Origin of the sequence: Blautia sp. An249 (genome assembly GCF_002159835.1) — a bacterium.
Taxonomy (GTDB): domain Bacteria; phylum Bacillota; class Clostridia; order Lachnospirales; family Lachnospiraceae; genus Blautia_A; species Blautia_A avistercoris.
The window spans coordinates 132,526-147,213 of sequence record NZ_NFJL01000004.1 but is presented as its reverse complement, the minus strand read 5'-3'; the positions used below and the strand labels follow the sequence as shown (position 1 = coordinate 147,213).

Genomic DNA, 14,688 nt, shown 5'->3' with positions numbered 1-14,688 from the left:
ATGAAGACAGTTCTCTCCATTGCAGGAAGCGACTGCAGCGGAGGCGCAGGTATCCAGGCAGATTTAAAGACCATGCAGGCAAACGGCGTCTATGGAATGAGCGTTGTCACCGCCCTGACTGCCCAGAACACCCGGGGAGTAGCGGGGATTTATCAGGTAGAACCGGAATTTTTAAAAAGTCAGCTGGACTGTATTTTTACAGATATTTATCCCGATGCAGTAAAAATCGGAATGATCCCCACCGGGGCTTTAATCGAAGCAGTTGCGGAGAAATTAAAACAGTATCAGGCTTCCAACGTTGTGGCAGACCCGGTGATGGTGTCTACCAGTGGTTCCAGTCTGATGGAACAGGAGGCAGTAGCAGCAATGAAGGAAAAACTGTTTCCTCTTGCCTCCTTACTGACACCCAACATACCGGAGGCGGAAGTGCTGTCGGGACTTAAGATAGAGTCTGCGGCAGACATGAAAAAAGCTGCACGTATGATTGCAGAGGAATGTGGCTGCGCCGTGCTCTGTAAAGGGGGACATGGGAAAAAGGATGCAGAAGACCTATTATATATAGAAGGAAAATTTCACTGGTATCGGGAAGAACGAATTGATAATCCCAATACCCATGGAACAGGCTGTACCCTTTCCAGCGCTATTGCTTCTAATCTGGCAAAGGGGTATCCGCTGCCGGAGGCGATCTCACGGGCGAAGGCTTACCTGACCGGAGCTTTAAGGGCGATGTTGGATTTGGGAGAGGGAAGCGGCCCTCTTCACCATGGTTATGAACTAAGGGGAACCTGGATTTGATTGTTCTTTATATTTCTGTTGGGATAAAAATTATGGGGCGTAGGCCCTATAATTTTTGAATGAAAGTTAGTTTTAACTAACAAAAACATTTATAAAGGCTGCCTTTTTTACACAAATCTAACATAATGTTTACCGGATCATGATATAAACACCAAAAAAAAGATGATAGGATAAGAATCGCAGCAGGGATGAGACATCCCGCTAAGGATTAAGAAAACATGAACTCTAGGGAGGAGTATGATTATGAAAAATTTTAAAAAGATTGCAACGATTTTAGGTGTTTGTACATTAACAGCAGCAGGCGTTATGGGATGCGGAGGTTCTTCTGAAGAAGCAGCAGATTCCGGCGCAGATACAGGTTCTGCTGAAGGAACTTCTGATTCTGCCGATGCATCCGGGGAAGATTTAAGCGGAACCGTTTCTATGGCAGGAAGTACTTCCATGGAAAAACTGGCAAATGCAGCAGCAGAAGCTTTCATGGCGAAGTACCCGGGCGTAAGCGTGACCGCAGAATTTACCGGTTCTTCCGCAGGCGTTGAAGCAGTGCTGAGTAAGAGCGTAGATATTGGAAACTCTTCCAGAAACTTAAGTGACAGCGAGAAGGAAGAAGGCGCTGTGGAAAATATTGTCGCCATCGACGGAATCGCTGTTGTTACAAATCCGGCAACTACAACAGAGGATTTATCTAAAGAACAGCTTTCACAGATTTATACAGGAGAGATTACTGACTGGGAGGAAGTTGACGGAGATGCAGCTCCTATCGTTGTAATCGGAAGAGAAGCCGGGTCCGGAACCCGTGATGCATTTGAGGAAATTCTGGAAATCACAGACAAGTGCAAATATGCCAGCGAGCTGGACAGCACCGGAGCAGTTATGGCAAAAGTTGCATCCACACCGGGAGCCATTGGTTATGTATCTTTAGACGTTCTAGATGATTCTGTAAAAGCGCTGATGCTGGATGGAGTAGAACCTACAGAAGAATCCATCAAATCCGGTGATTACTTCCTGAGCCGTCCGTTCGTAATGGCTACCAATGGAGAAATTTCCGCACAGAGCGAAGCAGTTCAGACTTTCTTTGAGTATCTGTCTTCTGATGAAGGAAAGCAGGTAGTAAAAGATGCAGGACTGATTACAGTTGACTAAGTATTGTTAACGCCTTACGTGTGAATTCGGATACGACGGAGAAGATTATGAGAGAAAAAGGTCTGTCTATTATTGGTACGAAGGCGGCAAAATCCGCGGTGGAGACTACAGCAAAGTATATCTTTACTGTATGCTCCATCTGCGCGGTTTTAGCAGTCGCCTCCATTACAATTTATATGATATACAGCGGAGCCCCTGCCATATTTAAAGTAGGACCGCTGGACATCCTGTTTGGAACGGCCTGGGAGCCTACCAGTGCGGAACCTTCTTATGGAATCCTCTATATTATTTTAACATCCATTATCGGTACGGCTATGGCGATTTTGATAGGAGTGCCTGTGGGAGTACTGACAGCCGTATTCCTGGCGGAAGTTGCACCGCCGAAACTGGCGGCAGTTGTAAAACCGGCCGTGGAGCTTTTGGCCGGAATCCCTTCCGTTATCTACGGATTGCTGGGACTTTTAATATTGAACCCGATAATGTATAAACTGGAACTCTGGATTTTTAAGGATTCGGACACGCACCAGTTTACAGGAGGAGCGAACCTTCTGTCAGCCATTATTGTTCTGGCTATTATGATTTTACCTACGGTAATTAATATCAGTGAATCCTCTTTAAAAGCAGTACATGGAAGCCTGAAATCTGCCTCTCTTGCACTGGGAGCCTCTAAGATTCAGACAATCTTTAAGGTACTTCTTCCGGCGGCTAAGTCAGGCGTGATTACGGCAATCGTTCTGGGCGTGGGCAGAGCCATCGGAGAGGCAATGGCCATCACCCTGGTATGCGGAAGCGCTGTCAATTTTCCGCTGCCCTTTAATGCGGTTCGTTTCCTGACAACTGCGATTGTAAGCGAAATGGGATATGCAGCGGATCTCCACAGACAGGTGCTGTTCACCATCGGGCTGGTACTGTTTGTATTTATTATGATTATTAATCTGTGCCTAAGTAAATTGCTGAAAAAGGGAGTGAGCAACGATGAATAAAGAAGCGTCTATTTATGGAAAACAGACAAGGATTTCAGAATGGTTTATTTATGGTGCCATTTATTTATCAGCGGCATTTGCCACACTCCTTTTGGTATTTATTATTGTGTATGTGGCCTTCAAAGGGGCGGGAGTGATTAACTGGGAATTTCTGACCACCGTTACCAGCACCCTGAAACATACGGTGGGAATCGCCGGCAATATTGTGAATACTTTATATATTGTGGTGATTACCCTGCTGATTGCGGTTCCTATTGGGGTAGGAAGCGCTGTTTATCTGAACGAATACGCCAGGCCGGGCAGACTGGTAAATATTATCGAGTTTACCACAGAAACTCTGGCTGGAATTCCGTCTATTATATTCGGTTTATTTGGTATGGTGTTTTTCGGCGAAGTGATCGGGCTGGGATATTCCCTTCTAACCGGATCCCTGACTCTGACCCTAATGATTCTTCCGCTGATTACCAGAAACACGCAGGAGGCTCTTCGCACGGTCCCTGACAGTTATCGTAACGGAGCCCTGGGTATGGGAGCCGGTAAATGGTACATGATACGAACGATTCTTCTGCCTTCTGCTATGCCGGGAATTATCACGGGAATTATTCTTTCCATCGGAAGAATTGTAGGAGAATCTGCAGCTCTTTTATTTACAGCCGGCAGTGGGTATCTGCTCCCGAGAGCCGGAGCATTTTTCCATAAGATTCTGGAATCCGGCGGGACTCTTACGATTCAAATGTACTTAAGCACATCCAAGGCAGAGTACGACGTGGCCTTTGGTATTGCGCTGGTACTTTTAATACTGGTTTTAGTTATGAACCTGCTTACCAAGTTTCTGGCAAAACATTTTGATGTAAACCGGGAGAGATAACAGGGAGTAGATGGAGGTTAATATGAGTAGTGATAAAATCTGTGTCCATGGATTGGATTTATATTATGGACAGAATCATGCACTGAAAGATGTGAACATGCAAATTAAGGAGGGCGCCGTAACAGCATTTATCGGCCCTTCCGGATGTGGTAAGTCCACATTCTTAAAAACGCTGAACAGAATGAACGATCTGGTGGATAATGTAAAAATTACAGGAGAGATTCTGCTGGACGGAGAAAATATTTACGATCCGAAGGTAAATACCGCTTTGCTGAGAAAGAAAATCGGTATGGTGTTCCAGCAGCCCAATCCTTTTCCTATGAGTATTTACGACAATGTGGCTTACGGACCGAGAATCCACGGAATCAAAAACAAGAAGAAACTGGATGAGATTGTGGAAGAGAGTCTGCGGGGAGCGGCTATTTTTGACGAGGTAAAGGACCGGCTGAAAAAATCAGCCCTGGGTCTTTCCGGAGGACAGCAGCAGAGGCTTTGTATTGCCAGAGCGCTGGCCGTGCAGCCGGAAGTACTGCTGATGGACGAGCCGACCTCTGCCCTTGACCCGATTTCTACCCTGAAAATAGAAGAGTTAATGTCTGAATTAAAGAAAGACTATACGGTGGCAGTTGTAACCCACAATATGCAGCAGGCGGCCAGAGTGTCTGATTACACGGCATTTTTCCTGGTTGGCGAAGTGGTAGAGTTTGATACCACCGACAATATTTTCTCAAGACCAAAAGACAAGAGGACGGAAGATTATATCACAGGCCGTTTTGGTTGATCAGGAAAGGAGCGCATATGTCAGTAAGAAGAAACTTTGAAAAAGAATTAAGAGAGTTAAAAGAAGGCATCCGGGAAATCGGGAACGAAGTGGAGAAAGCTTATAACCGCCTGTTTGGAGCCATTGAAGTAAAAGATAAAGAGACGATTCTCGCTGTACAGGAGAATGATCGTCATATCAATGAAATGGAACGGAAGGTAGAATCCAAATGTCTGTTTCTGATTGCAAAGCAGCAGCCGGTGGCTCCGGACCTGAGACTGATTTCCTCTGCCTTAAAACTGGTGGGTGATATTGAACGTATCGGTGATCATGTGGCAGACATGGCAGATCTGATTTTACGCCTTAACTTTACAGATTTTAAGGAATATTCCCAATCGCTGCCGGTTATGATTGAAGAGACAAGAAGCGTCCTTCACGATGCGTTAGAGCTTCTGGAGAGCAGAGATGAGAAGGCTGCCAAAGAATTTTACAAGCGGGACGATAAGGTGGACGAACTTTTCAACCAGGTGAAAATGGATGTGGTAAACTGGCTGAAAAAAGAACAGAAAGATGTGGATACCTGCGTGGATATTTTAATGATTGCAAAATATCTGGAGCGAATCGGGGATCACGCCATCAATATTTCAGAATGGGAACTGTTCCGGGAAACCGGAAATATCGGAACGTACCGTGTATTTTAAGAAACAAAACAAGACGCTGCAGGATGTTTTTCCGAAAAAGGAAATGCATTCTGCAGCATTTTTATTTGAGAAACTTTTCTTCAAATCCCCGGCTGTAATGAAGGGTTCCGTCTTCGGTTATAAAGCAGGCGTAGGTATCCGGAAGGCTTTCTGCCAGTTCCATTCCTTTTTCCAGTCCCAGGGCAAAACAGGAGGTGCTTAGACCATCCCCGTCTGCAGAACTTTCAGAGACAATGGTAACAGAGACTAAGCCGTTCTGGTAGGGATAGCCGGTCCGGGGATTTAAAAGATGATGATAGATGGTATCGTCCTTTTCAAAATAACGTTCATAAATCCCCGAAGAAACCACAGAACAGTCGCTGATATTTAAAGTGGATACAGTTGTGTTTCGGTCTGAGAAAGGCTTCTGCAGACCGATCTGAAAGGGGGTTCCGTCAGTATGGGAGCCGATACAGAGCACGTTTCCGCCCAGATTAATGATAGCGCTCGTCACTTTCTGAGAAACCAGATAGTCTTTTAACTGATCGGCAATATAACCTTTGGCGATGGCCCCCAGATCAATCTGGATATCCGGATCCTGAAAAGAGATATAGTTTCCCTCCACAGATACGTTTTGATAATTTACATGGGATGCCGCCTCCTGTAAGTCAGAGGCAGAGGGAATCTGGTGAGAGCCGGAGGTAAAATCCCACAGATCGGAGACCGGAGCAATGGTAATATCGAAGGCGCCGCCGGACAGGCGGCAGTACTCCAGCCCTTTTTTGATTAACCGGGCCGTATCATCAGAGACTTCATAGCCTCTGGAAGTTTCAGGAAGCTGCCTGTGATTGAGCCGGTAGAGTTCGCTGTCAGGATCTGTCCGGCTGAACAGGTTCTCATAGGTTTCGCACAATTCCATGCACTGATCAAGAAGGGAAGAATCCCGGGAATCATAAAGGGTAATCTTTATGGAGGTATTGAAATAAAAGCCGGTGGCGGAAACAGGAGATTCTTCTCCCTGTATTTCCATATTCGGCTGAGTTTTATAAATAATCAGACCTGCGAACAGGAAAACTAAGAGTATTGCAATTCGCAGACATACGGTTTTTCTGGATGGCATAGACAATCTCCTTACGGGAACGAATTTTTATATGATTTTTTATTTTAGTGCAATGGGAAAAAACCGTCAAGTATTGGCAGCTTCCGGAAGAAAACGGTTGACATTTTTAAGAAATGCTCTCTATAATTGACGTGTTTTGTAATAGAGAAAAAGGAGAACGTGATGTGTCATATTAAACAATTCGGTATTATTATGCTGATTTCTTTTTGCGGAGAGATTTTAAATCTGCTGATTCCTGTCCCCATACCAGCCAGTATCTATGGACTGGTGCTGATGCTGTTTGCTCTGATAATGGGCTGGGTTCCTCTGGATAAGGTGGAAGAGACCGGCAGTTTTCTGATTGACATTATGCCGGTGATGTTTATACCGGCGGCCGTGGGCCTTTTGAATTCCTGGGCGGATTTAAAAGAAATCTGGATACAGCTTTTGTTTGTTACGGCTGTAACCACTGAGCTGGTTATGATTGTCTCCGGAAAGGCGGCACAATGGATGATTCGCAGAAAGGAGAAGAAGTAAAATGCAGGAGATGCTAAATCAGTCTTTATTTTTCGGACTTGTAATCAGCATTCTGGGTTACGAGCTGGGAAGAGCGGTACAGAAGAAATGGCGTCTTGCCATACTGAATCCTCTATTAATTTCCATCATTTTCGTAATAGTGGTTTTAAAGATTCTTCATATCGATTATAATACCTATAATGCAAGCGCCAAATACCTGAACTATCTGCTGACGCCGTCCACTGTATGTCTGGCCATTCCCCTTTATAAACAGATACAGCTTCTGAAGAAAAATGCGGCCGCAGTGTTCGGGGGAATCGCCGCAGGGGTTCTCACCAGCCTGGTCAGCGTATTCCTTCTTTCCCTGGCTTTTGGGTTTACGAAGGAACAATATGTAACTCTTCTTCCAAAATCCATTACCACAGCCATAGGAATGGGAATTTCAGAAGAACTGGGCGGCATTGTGACGATTACGGTTGCAGTGATTATTATTACAGGAATTCTGGGAAATATGACTGCGGAGGCGATCTGCAGGGTATTTAAGATTACAGAACCGGTGGCAAAAGGAGTGGCCATAGGTACGGCGTCTCATGCCGTGGGTACGGTTAAGGCTATGGAGATGGGGGAGACGGAGGGAGCTATGAGCAGTCTGTCCATCGCTGTGGCAGGCCTTCTGACTGTGGCGGGAGCCTCGGTATTTGTAAATTTTATGTAGCAGTTGAAAAAGGCAGAAAAAGCAAAGGAAAAGGGAGGATTTACAATGGAAAACGTATTTCTGATGGAACACCCGCTGATTCAGCATAAAATCAGTATGCTGAGAGACAAGGCAACAGGAACCAATGAGTTTCGGAAACTGGTGGAAGAGATTGCCGTTTTAATGGGATATGAAGCCCTGCGGGATCTTCCGATGGAAGAGGTAGAGGTGGAAACCCCGCTGGAAGTTTGTAAAACGCCCATGATTGCCGGACGCAAGTTGGCTATTGTACCTGTCTTAAGAGCCGGTCTGGGAATGGTAAACGGATTATTAACCCTGGTGCCCAGCGCTAAAGTGGGTCATATCGGCCTGTACCGGGATCACGAAACCCACGAACCCCATGAATATTACTGCAAACTGCCGGATCCCATTGAAGAGCGTCTGGTGGTTGTGCTGGATCCCATGCTGGCGACAGGAGGTTCTGCCAAGGCTGCTGTGGACTTTATTAAAGAAAAAGGCGGAAAGAATATCAAGTTTATGTGCGTGATTGCCGCCCCGGAGGGCATCGAACGGCTTCATAAGGCTCATCCGGATATTCAGATTTACTGCGGACATCTGGATCGCTGTTTAAATAAGGACGCCTACATCTGTCCGGGACTGGGAGACGCAGGAGACCGGATTTTCGGAACGAAATAGTTTTTACAGGGTTTTTACAAGGAAACTCCTTGACAGAGAGATTTTTAGGAGATATAATGATTCAGCGTGTGAAAAGCGTTTCGCTTTTTATGCCATAATTTAAACAATAGCAACCGCAAGAACCACAGGAAATGTGGAGAAAATAATCGGGAGGTGAAATGGAATGCCAACATTTAACCAGTTAGTAAGAAAAGGACGTCAGACCAGTGTAAAGAAATCTACAGCACCGGCTCTGCAGAAGAGCTTCAACTCTCTGAGAAAGAAAACAACAGATATGTCTTCTCCTCAGAAAAGAGGTGTGTGTACAGCCGTTAAAACTGCTACACCTAAGAAGCCTAACTCTGCTCTTAGAAAAATCGCCAGAGTTCGTCTTTCCAACGGAATCGAAGTAACAAGCTATATCCCGGGAGAAGGTCACAATCTTCAGGAGCACAGCGTTGTTCTGATTCGTGGAGGTAGAGTAAAGGACCTGCCAGGTACCAGATACCACATCATCAGAGGTACACTGGATACTGCAGGTGTTGCGAACAGAAAACAGGCCCGTTCCAAATACGGCGCTAAAAGACCGAAGAAAAAATAAATCAGATTTTAAATCAGGTAATCAATACGAAATGACTATATTTGTACGGTATTCCATATACCCTGTCGGTTGCGGGTTAAATATAGGACCTTACCAGTGCGAACATGCATCGATTGCTTAGTCAAATGTGTGAGTACCTATGAGATAATCGTATGATTAAGGAGGGAAGTAACGTGCCACGTAAAGGACATACTCAGAAAAGAGACGTGCTGGCAGACCCGATGTACAACAATAAAGTGGTTACCAAACTTATCAACAACATTATGTTAGACGGTAAGAAAGGTGTCGCTCAGAAAATTGTATACGGCGCTTTCGCTAGAGTGGAAGAAAAAGCGGGTAAACCGGCACTTGAAGTTTTTGAAGAGGCTATGAATAACATCATGCCTTCACTGGAAGTAAAAGCAAGACGTATCGGTGGTGCAACCTACCAGGTTCCGATCGAAGTAAGACCGGACAGACGTCAGGCACTGGCTCTTCGCTGGCTGACTCTGTATTCTCGTAAAAGAGGCGAGAAGACAATGGAAGAAAGACTGGCTAACGAGCTGCTGGATGCGATGAACAACACAGGCGCATCTGTTAAGAAGAAAGAAGACATGCATAAAATGGCAGAAGCAAACAAAGCGTTTGCACACTACAGATTCTAATATCTGGTGCAGAGCCGCTTGATTATTAGAGGAGGAAAATCCATTGGCTGGAAGAGAATATCCGTTAGAGAGAACCAGAAATATTGGAATTATGGCTCATATCGATGCTGGTAAAACCACACTGACAGAGCGTATCTTATATTATACTGGTGTAAACTATAAAATTGGAGATACTCATGAAGGTACTGCAACCATGGACTGGATGGAGCAGGAACAGGAAAGAGGTATCACAATTACTTCAGCCGCTACAACCTGTCACTGGACGTTACAGGAACATTGTAAACCGAAAGACGGTGCTCTGGAACACCGTATCAACATCATTGATACTCCAGGACACGTAGACTTTACTGTAGAGGTTGAGCGTTCACTCCGTGTATTAGACGGTGCCGTTGGTGTCTTCTGTGCAAAGGGCGGAGTTGAGCCGCAGTCTGAAAACGTATGGCGTCAGGCTGACACTTATAACGTACCGAGAATGGCTTTCATCAATAAGATGGACATTCTGGGAGCAGATTTCTACGGAGCTGTAGAACAGATCAAAACAAGATTGGGTAAAAACGCAATCTGCCTTCAGTTACCAATCGGTAAAGAAGACGAATTCAAGGGAATCATTGACCTGTTCGAGATGCAGGCATACATCTACAATGACGAGAAGGGCGAAGATATTTCCATTACGGAGATCCCGGACGACATGAAAGATGACGCAGAACTGTATCACACAGAACTGGTAGAAAAAATCTGTGAATTAGATGATGATTTAATGATGGAATATCTGGAAGGAGACGAACCTTCCGTTGACCGTCTGAAAGAAGTACTGCGTAAAGCAACCTGCGAGTGCTCTGCTGTTCCGGTTTGCTGCGGTACTGCTTACAGAAACAAAGGTGTTCAGAAATTACTGGATGCAATTGTAGAGTTTATGCCGGCTCCTACAGACATCCCTGCTATCGAAGGTGTGGATCTGGATGGAAATGACATTGTAAGACATTCTTCTGACGATGAGCCGTTCTCTGCACTGGCATTCAAGATTATGACAGACCCGTTTGTGGGTAAACTGGCATACTTCAGAGTTTATTCCGGTACCATGAATTCCGGTTCTTATGTATTAAACGCTACAAAGAACAAGAAAGAGCGTGTGGGACGTATCCTGCAGATGCACGCCAACAAACGTATGGAACTGGATAAAGTTTATTCCGGCGATATTGCAGCAGCAATCGGATTTAAATTCACCACAACCGGTGATACCATCTGTGACGACCAGCATCCGGTTATTCTGGAATCCATGGAATTCCCGGAACCGGTTATCGAGCTTGCAATTGAGCCTAAGACAAAAGCCGGACAGGGCAAATTAGGCGAAGCTTTGGCAAAACTGGCTGAAGAAGACCCGACCTTCCGCGCTCATACGGATCAGGATACAGGACAGACCATCATCGCAGGTATGGGTGAGCTGCATCTGGAAATCATCGTTGACCGTCTGCTTCGTGAATTCAAGGTAGAGGCTAACGTTGGTGCTCCTCAGGTAGCATACAAAGAAACCTTCACAAAACCTGTGGATGTGGAAAGCAAATATGCAAAACAGTCTGGTGGACGTGGTCAGTACGGACACTGTAAAGTTAAATTCGAGCCTATGGATGCCAACGGAGAAGAACTGTTTAAGTTTGAATCCACAGTTGTGGGCGGTGCAATTCCGAAGGAATATATCCCTGCAGTAGGCGAAGGTATCGAAGAAGCTATGAAGGCTGGTATCCTTGGCGGATTCCCGGTAGTTGGTATCCATGCAAACGTATACGATGGTTCTTACCATGAAGTCGACTCTTCCGAAATGGCATTCCATATTGCCGGTTCTCTGGCATTTAAGGATGCAATGGCAAAAGCCGCTCCGGTACTGTTAGAGCCAATCATGCGTGTGGAAGTTACTACACCGGAAGATTACATGGGTGATGTTATCGGCGATATTAACTCCCGCCGTGGACGTATCGAAGGTATGGACGACATCGGCGGAGGCAAGATGATCCGCGGATTCGTACCTCTGGCTGAAATGTTCGGATACGCAACAGACCTGCGTTCCAGAACTCAGGGCCGTGGTAACTACTCCATGTTCTTTGACAGATACGAACCGGTTCCAAAATCCGTACAGGAAAAAGTGCTTACCAAGAAAGCATAAGTGTTAGGAAGAATGAGAGAAAAATGCTTGCAAATATCCTTGATTTGCAATATAATCAAGGATAGCAAGTTTTAATCCGAAAAATAATAATATGCCCTCGAAGATTGGGCGCATTTTTAAGGAGGACGTTTAGAAATGGCAAAAGCTAAGTTTGAGAGAACAAAACCACATTGTAACATTGGTACCATCGGCCACGTAGACCATGGTAAAACAACTTTAACAGCTGCTATCACCAAAACTCTGCATGAGAGATTAGGTACAGGTGAAGCTGTTGCATTCGAAAACATCGATAAAGCTCCAGAAGAAAGAGAACGTGGTATTACTATCTCTACAGCACACGTTGAATATGAAACAGAAAAAAGACATTACGCACACGTTGACTGCCCAGGACATGCTGACTACGTTAAGAACATGATCACAGGTGCAGCTCAGATGGACGGCGCTATCCTTGTAGTAGCAGCAACAGACGGTGTTATGGCTCAGACAAAAGAGCACATCCTTCTGTCCCGTCAGGTAGGTGTTCCATATATCGTTGTATTCATGAACAAATGTGACATGGTAGACGACGAAGAACTTCTTGAATTAGTAGAAATGGAAATTCGTGAACTGTTAAGCGAATATGAGTTCCCGGGAGATGACATTCCTGTAATTCAGGGTTCCGCTCTGAAAGCTCTGGAAGATCCGAGCAGCGAATGGGGCGACAAGATCCTGGAACTGATGGAAGCTGTTGACGATTATATTCCGGATCCACAGCGTGACACAGACAAACCTTTCGTAATGCCAGTCGAAGACGTATTCTCTATCACAGGACGTGGTACAGTTGCTACCGGTAGAGTAGAAGCTGGTGTTCTTCACGTATCTGAAGAAGTTGAAATCGTTGGTATTAAAGAAGAAACACGTAAAGTTGTTGTAACAGGTATCGAAATGTTCCGTAAACTGTTAGACGAAGCTCAGGCTGGTGACAACATCGGTGCACTGCTTCGTGGTGTTCAGAGAACTGAAATCGAAAGAGGACAGGTTCTGGCTAAACCAGGAACATTAACCTGCCATACAAAATTTACCGCTCAGGTATACGTTCTGACAAAAGACGAAGGTGGACGTCATACTCCATTCTTCAACAACTACAGACCTCAGTTCTACTTCAGAACAACTGACGTAACAGGTGTCTGCAATCTGCCGGAAGGTACAGAAATGTGCATGCCTGGAGATAACATCGAAATGACAATCGAACTGATCCACCCAATCGCTATGAGCCAGGGTCTTACTTTCGCTATCCGTGAAGGTGGACGTACTGTAGGATCAGGCCGTGTTGCTTCCATTATCGAGTAATCTAATCTGAATATAGATTTGTTATCGTAAGATAACTTTGTGTCCAAGCGTAAGATTGCCCCGGAACCGTATGGTTTCCGGGGTTTTTCTGTAGGAAAACTTTATAATGAATACTGTAAAAGATGGCTGACGGCGGCCATCTTTTTGCATGCCGTGAAACAATTTTACATTTCCGGACGGTTATAATAAAATGAAAAAAAGAGAAATATGAGAGAGGATGAGAATTATGAACGGATATATCTATCAGGGGATCTTCGGTCTTTGTCTGGGAGATGCCATGGGCGTTCCTTATGAATTCCGGACGAAAAGGGAGATGCTTTTTCATCCGGCGAAAGAAGAAATGATAGGATATGGTTCCCATAATCAGCCGGCGGGAACCTGGTCCGATGACACCAGTATGACCTTATGTCTGGCAGACAGTCTGGCTGAGACATGGCCTCTGGTGGATTACCGGGATATTATGCAGAGGTTTGAGCGGTGGCTGTATTAGGGGGGCTATACAGCAGGACAGAAAGTTTTTGACTGCGGAAACAGCTGCAGAGAGTCCATTTCCCGTTTCAAATTCCGGGATCCGGTTCTCTGCGGAGGGATTCAGGGGCGGGATAATGGAAACGGCTCTTTAATGCGGATTCTGCCCCTGGCTTTTTATATCAGAAAGAAGTATCCGGATATGGAAATCGGTGAGGAGCAGATGAAGCTGGTGGCAGAGGTTTCTTCCCTGACACACAGACATCCCAGAAGCATTGTGGCCTGTGGAATTTATATCTGTGCGGCGCTGGAGATTATGAGAACAGGCTGCTTAAAAGAGGGAATTCAAAAAGGGGTGCAGAAAGCTTTTTCCTTTTATGAAAGAGATCCGAAATACGGCGGTCAGCTGGAGCATTTTTCAGAAATCCAAAATCCTGAGAAACTGGCAAAGCGGCCGGCCGTGGAGATAATCGGAAAGGGCTATGTGGTGGATACATTAAAGACAGCCTTATGGAGTCTGATGCGAGGTGAAAGCTTTAAAGATGTCATTCTAAGCTGTATTAACTGCGGATATGATACGGATACAACGGCTGCAGTGGCCGGGGGACTGGCAGGACTTGTATATCCGCTGCCGGAGGACTGGATGCAGACAATTCAGAACAGAGAACTGGTTTCAGAGGTCTGCAGGAATCTGGAAAAGGCTCTGCAGTGAGGCAAAGGAGAAAAAGGAAGGAAAAGAGAAGTGGAAGATTTTGTATTTGCATTTGCTCTGCTGGGATTTGCTGTTTTTTACTGGAAGGTGTTAAGCAACTACGGGAAACGGAATATACTTGCCATACAGATTTTCCTGTGTCTGGTCTCCAGGTTCAGTGATCTTATGATTTCCGTGGAGGTGGGGATTTCCTGGATGCTTACAGCGTTTTCGATTTTTGTGCTGGTTTTGGAACTTTTTTCGGTTCCCTGGGGAAGAATCCTGACCTATTATTGCGGGATTTTAAATCTCTTTATACTGGGATGGCCGATTCTGTATGGCATTGTCTTTCCTTACAACAATATGAGAGAGGATATTATGTGGGCTGTTTTCAGTATTCCTGTGACTGCAGGGCTGTGTCTGGCTGCGGCGGTTTTTACTGCAGTCCTCTGTATACTGAACAGGAAATGGTGGAAACTTCACATGCTGAGAGGAGTTAATATTGCCGTTACGGGGATGCTGGTTCTGACAGGAATAATTGTAATTCTGTTTGGCGGCCCGTGATGAGAGGAAAGGGGAATGGG

At 45.3% G+C, this 14,688-nt stretch carries 15 protein-coding genes and 1 pseudogene; 15 read left to right on the top strand and 1 reads right to left on the bottom strand.

The annotated features are described in order from the left end of the window. The 6 genes from thiD to phoU all read left to right on the top strand — a co-directional run bounded on the left by thiD (nucleotide 1) and on the right by phoU (nucleotide 5,250). Nucleotides 1-795 carry a bifunctional hydroxymethylpyrimidine kinase/phosphomethylpyrimidine kinase gene (gene thiD, locus B5F53_RS05755; RefSeq protein WP_087221345.1) on the top strand — a complete coding sequence of 265 codons (795 nt, stop codon included), beginning with the start codon at nucleotides 1-3 and terminating at the stop codon, nucleotides 793-795. 240 nt (nucleotides 796-1,035) lie between these two features. Beyond that, entirely contained in the window at nucleotides 1,036-1,938 is a 903-nt protein-coding gene (locus B5F53_RS05750; protein ID WP_442856294.1) for a phosphate ABC transporter substrate-binding protein, read from the top strand. A gap of 47 nt (nucleotides 1,939-1,985) precedes the next feature. Beyond that, a complete protein-coding gene (gene pstC / locus B5F53_RS05745) occupies nucleotides 1,986-2,921 on the top strand; it encodes a phosphate ABC transporter permease subunit PstC (RefSeq protein ID WP_087221149.1) in 936 nt (311 codons plus the stop codon). Next, the gene (gene pstA / locus B5F53_RS05740) at nucleotides 2,914-3,789 is read left to right on the top strand and encodes a phosphate ABC transporter permease PstA (protein WP_087221146.1); all 876 of its coding nucleotides are present in this window, start codon (nucleotides 2,914-2,916) and stop codon (nucleotides 3,787-3,789) included. The genes pstC and pstA overlap by 8 nt, the downstream gene beginning before the upstream one ends. 22 nt (nucleotides 3,790-3,811) lie before the next feature. After that, on the top strand, nucleotides 3,812-4,570 hold the full coding sequence (pstB, locus tag B5F53_RS05735; RefSeq protein ID WP_242970253.1) for a phosphate ABC transporter ATP-binding protein PstB: 759 nt from the start codon (nucleotides 3,812-3,814) through the stop codon (nucleotides 4,568-4,570). Nucleotides 4,571-4,587: 17 nt separating this feature from the next. After that, nucleotides 4,588-5,250, top strand: a complete 663-nt coding sequence (gene phoU / locus B5F53_RS05730; RefSeq protein ID WP_087221140.1) for a phosphate signaling complex protein PhoU — start codon at nucleotides 4,588-4,590, stop codon at nucleotides 5,248-5,250. Nucleotides 5,251-5,311: 61 nt separating this feature from the next. Here phoU and B5F53_RS05725 read toward each other — a convergent pair whose 3' ends face one another. After that, a complete protein-coding gene (locus B5F53_RS05725; protein WP_087221137.1) occupies nucleotides 5,312-6,349 on the bottom strand; it encodes an FAD:protein FMN transferase in 1,038 nt (345 codons plus the stop codon). Between the two features lie 162 nt (nucleotides 6,350-6,511). Here B5F53_RS05725 and B5F53_RS05720 point away from each other — a divergent pair, with 162 nt between their 5' ends. The 9 genes and pseudogenes from B5F53_RS05720 (at nucleotide 6,512) to B5F53_RS05675 (ending at nucleotide 14,668) form a co-directional block, all read left to right on the top strand. Beyond that, nucleotides 6,512-6,865, top strand: coding sequence for a CidA/LrgA family protein (locus tag B5F53_RS05720; protein ID WP_087221134.1), 354 nt, complete (start codon nucleotides 6,512-6,514; stop codon nucleotides 6,863-6,865). 1 nt (nucleotide 6,866) lies between these two features. Next, nucleotides 6,867-7,559 carry an LrgB family protein gene (locus B5F53_RS05715; protein ID WP_087221131.1) on the top strand — a complete coding sequence of 231 codons (693 nt, stop codon included), beginning with the start codon at nucleotides 6,867-6,869 and terminating at the stop codon, nucleotides 7,557-7,559. A gap of 45 nt (nucleotides 7,560-7,604) precedes the next feature. Next, the gene (upp, locus tag B5F53_RS05710) at nucleotides 7,605-8,234 is read left to right on the top strand and encodes a uracil phosphoribosyltransferase (protein WP_087221339.1); all 630 of its coding nucleotides are present in this window, start codon (nucleotides 7,605-7,607) and stop codon (nucleotides 8,232-8,234) included. Between the two features lie 163 nt (nucleotides 8,235-8,397). Beyond that, nucleotides 8,398-8,814 (top strand): 30S ribosomal protein S12, encoded by a 417-nt coding sequence (gene rpsL, locus B5F53_RS05705; protein ID WP_087221128.1) that lies wholly within the window; start codon nucleotides 8,398-8,400, stop codon nucleotides 8,812-8,814. A 173-nt stretch (nucleotides 8,815-8,987) separates the two neighbouring features. Continuing rightward, nucleotides 8,988-9,458 (top strand): 30S ribosomal protein S7, encoded by a 471-nt coding sequence (gene rpsG / locus B5F53_RS05700; protein WP_207652125.1) that lies wholly within the window; start codon nucleotides 8,988-8,990, stop codon nucleotides 9,456-9,458. A gap of 43 nt (nucleotides 9,459-9,501) precedes the next feature. Next, complete coding sequence (fusA, locus tag B5F53_RS05695) at nucleotides 9,502-11,616, top strand: elongation factor G (protein ID WP_087221123.1); 2,115 nt, start codon at nucleotides 9,502-9,504, stop codon at nucleotides 11,614-11,616. A 135-nt stretch (nucleotides 11,617-11,751) separates the two neighbouring features. After that, nucleotides 11,752-12,945 (top strand): elongation factor Tu, encoded by a 1,194-nt coding sequence (tuf, locus tag B5F53_RS05690; RefSeq protein WP_087221120.1) that lies wholly within the window; start codon nucleotides 11,752-11,754, stop codon nucleotides 12,943-12,945. A gap of 217 nt (nucleotides 12,946-13,162) precedes the next feature. After that, a pseudogene (locus B5F53_RS05680) lies at nucleotides 13,163-14,125 on the top strand (ADP-ribosylglycohydrolase family protein). Between the two features lie 30 nt (nucleotides 14,126-14,155). Then, complete coding sequence (locus B5F53_RS05675; RefSeq protein ID WP_087221111.1) at nucleotides 14,156-14,668, top strand: hypothetical protein; 513 nt, start codon at nucleotides 14,156-14,158, stop codon at nucleotides 14,666-14,668. Nucleotides 14,669-14,688 lie beyond the last annotated feature (20 nt).

Bases quoted from the DNA above. Each gene is read 5' to 3' on its own strand.
- B5F53_RS05725 (WP_087221137.1), bottom strand. From the start codon at position 6,349: ATGCCATCCAGAAAAACCGTATGTCTGCGAATTGCAATACTCTTAGTT.
- phoU (WP_087221140.1), top strand. From the start codon at position 4,588: ATGTCAGTAAGAAGAAACTTTGAAAAAGAATTAAGAGAGTTAAAAGAA.
- thiD (WP_087221345.1), top strand. From the start codon at position 1: ATGAAGACAGTTCTCTCCATTGCAGGAAGCGACTGCAGCGGAGGCGCA.
- upp (WP_087221339.1), top strand. From the start codon at position 7,605: ATGGAAAACGTATTTCTGATGGAACACCCGCTGATTCAGCATAAAATC.
- rpsL (WP_087221128.1), top strand. From the start codon at position 8,398: ATGCCAACATTTAACCAGTTAGTAAGAAAAGGACGTCAGACCAGTGTA.
- tuf (WP_087221120.1), top strand. From the start codon at position 11,752: ATGGCAAAAGCTAAGTTTGAGAGAACAAAACCACATTGTAACATTGGT.
- B5F53_RS05715 (WP_087221131.1), top strand. From the start codon at position 6,867: ATGCAGGAGATGCTAAATCAGTCTTTATTTTTCGGACTTGTAATCAGC.
- pstB (WP_242970253.1), top strand. From the start codon at position 3,812: ATGAGTAGTGATAAAATCTGTGTCCATGGATTGGATTTATATTATGGA.
- B5F53_RS05720 (WP_087221134.1), top strand. From the start codon at position 6,512: ATGTGTCATATTAAACAATTCGGTATTATTATGCTGATTTCTTTTTGC.
- pstC (WP_087221149.1), top strand. From the start codon at position 1,986: ATGAGAGAAAAAGGTCTGTCTATTATTGGTACGAAGGCGGCAAAATCC.
- pstA (WP_087221146.1), top strand. From the start codon at position 2,914: ATGAATAAAGAAGCGTCTATTTATGGAAAACAGACAAGGATTTCAGAA.